The following is a 616-nucleotide window of genomic DNA, read 5'->3' on the forward strand; positions in this document are numbered from 1 at the left end:
CTCGATGCACCCAGTAGGAGTCGAACCTACAACCTTCTGATTCGTAGTCAGACACTCTATCCAATTGCGCTATGGGTGCAAAATATTAAATTGTAACAATGCCGAGGACCGGGATCGAACCGGTACGGTCATCACTGACCGCAGGATTTTAAGTCCTGTGCGTCTGCCAATTCCGCCACCCCGGCGTTTTTGGCAAAAGCGGAAGACGGGATTCGAACCCGCGACCCCCACCATGGCAAGGTGATGTTCTACCACTGAACTACTTCCGCATATGTTGTTAAATGCCGACTAGAAGATTCGAACTTCCGACCCCCTGTTTACAAGACAGGTGCTCTACCAACTGAGCTAAGTCGGCAACTCAAAATGAAAATGGGTGTAGATCATCCGAATTTTTCATCGGTAATGAGCCGTGACAGTCTCGAACTGTCGACCCTCTGATTAAAAGTCAGATGCTCTACCAACTGAGCTAACGGCTCAAATGGAGGATACAGGGCTCGAACCTGTGACCCTCTGCTTGTAAGGCAGACGCTCTCCCAACTGAGCTAATCCTCCATAATAGATAGCGTGGCAACGTCCTACCCTCGCAGGGGGCGATCCCCCAACTACTCTTGGCGTG

6 tRNA genes are annotated in these 616 nt (G+C 50.6%); all 6 read right to left on the minus strand.

The features are described from left to right. Nucleotides 1-5: 5 nt before the first annotated feature. The 6 genes from FC82_RS15130 to FC82_RS15155 all read right to left on the minus strand — a co-directional run bounded on the left by FC82_RS15130 (nt 6) and on the right by FC82_RS15155 (nt 552). Nucleotides 6-79: transfer RNA gene (locus tag FC82_RS15130), tRNA-Arg, on the minus strand. Nucleotides 80-99: 20 nt separating this feature from the next. After that, nucleotides 100-185 (minus strand) — tRNA-Leu (locus tag FC82_RS15135). Nucleotides 186-197: 12 nt separating this feature from the next. After that, nucleotides 198-269, minus strand: a tRNA-Gly gene (locus FC82_RS15140). A gap of 13 nt (nt 270-282) precedes the next feature. Continuing rightward, nucleotides 283-355, minus strand: a tRNA-Thr gene (locus FC82_RS15145). A gap of 48 nt (nt 356-403) precedes the next feature. Then, nucleotides 404-476 (minus strand) — tRNA-Lys (locus FC82_RS15150). Between the two features lie 3 nt (nt 477-479). After that, nucleotides 480-552: transfer RNA gene (locus FC82_RS15155), tRNA-Val, on the minus strand. Nucleotides 553-616 lie beyond the last annotated feature (64 nt).

The sequence above is a fragment of the Secundilactobacillus collinoides DSM 20515 = JCM 1123 genome (genome assembly GCF_001435975.1).
Lineage (GTDB): Bacteria > Bacillota > Bacilli > Lactobacillales > Lactobacillaceae > Secundilactobacillus > Secundilactobacillus collinoides.